Below are 1181 nucleotides of genomic sequence, written 5' to 3' on the forward strand. Positions count from 1 at the left end.
CTCTACGACCGCGCCCTGCTCAACGCCGCCGCGCTGCGCGTGGTGGGCTATACCAAGGACACGCCCAATCCGCCCGGTGGCGAGATCGTGCGCGACGCCGCCGGCAACCCGACCGGCCTGCTGCTGGCCCAGCCCAACGCCACGATCCTCTATTCGACGCTGGCCAAGGGACCCAAACTTCCCGAGGACTATCAGATCAATTCCACCCGTCACTTCATGCGCGATGTGAACAGTCTGGGCGTGACCGGCGTGATCGATGCCGGCGGCGGCTTCCAGAACTATCCCGACGACTACCGGATCATCGAGAAGCTGCACCAGGACGGCGAACTGACCGTGCGCATCAGCTACAACCTGTTCACGCAGAAGCCGAAGGAGGAACTCGCCGACTTCAGCGGATGGGTGAAGCAGGTCAGCCCCGGCCAGGGCGACGACAGCTACCGCCACAACGGCGCGGGCGAGATGCTGGTCTATTCCGCGGCCGACTTCGAGGACTTCCGCGTCGCCCGGCCCGACATGCCGCCCAGCATGGAAGGCGATCTCGAACCGGTGATCCGCCTGCTGGCCGAACACCGCTGGCCCTGGCGCCTCCACGCCACCTACGACCAGACCATCGGCCGCGCGCTCGATGTGTACGAGAAGGTCCATCGCGATATCCCGCTGACCGGGATCAACTGGTTCTTCGACCATGCCGAGACGATCAGCGACCGCAATATCGACCGCATCGCCGCGCTTGGCGGCGGCATCGCCGTGCAGCACCGCATGGCCTATCAGGGCGAATACTTCGTCGAACGCTATGGCGCCAGGGCGGCCGAGCGCACCCCGCCGATCACGAAGATGATCGCCGCGGGCATCCCGGTGGGCGCGGGCACGGATGCCACGCGCGTCGCCAGCTACAACCCGTGGGTGTCGCTGTCCTGGCTGGTCACCGGGCGCACGGTGGGCGGGCTCACGCTCTATCCCGGCGCCAATCGTGTCAGCCGGGAAAAGGCTCTGGCGATGTGGACCTACGAGAATACGTGGTTTTCCAACGAAGTGGGGAAGAAAGGTCAGATCAAGGCGGAGCAGCTTGCCGATCTGGCGGTGCTGTCGGACGATTACTTCAGCGTGCCCGAGCACGCGATCGTCCACATCCGCTCGGTCCTGACGCTGCTGGGCGGCAAGGTCGTCCATGGCGAGGGCGA

1 protein-coding gene is annotated in these 1181 nt (G+C 65.8%); it reads left to right on the plus strand.

Annotation, left to right across the window (positions count from 1 at the left end):
- Positions 1-1181, plus strand: a 1181-nt coding sequence (locus NMD1_RS04000) for an amidohydrolase family protein (protein WP_147457728.1), incomplete at both ends; no start/stop codon positions are given.

It is taken from the genome of Novosphingobium sp. MD-1 (assembly GCF_001014975.1).
GTDB lineage: Bacteria > Pseudomonadota > Alphaproteobacteria > Sphingomonadales > Sphingomonadaceae > Novosphingobium.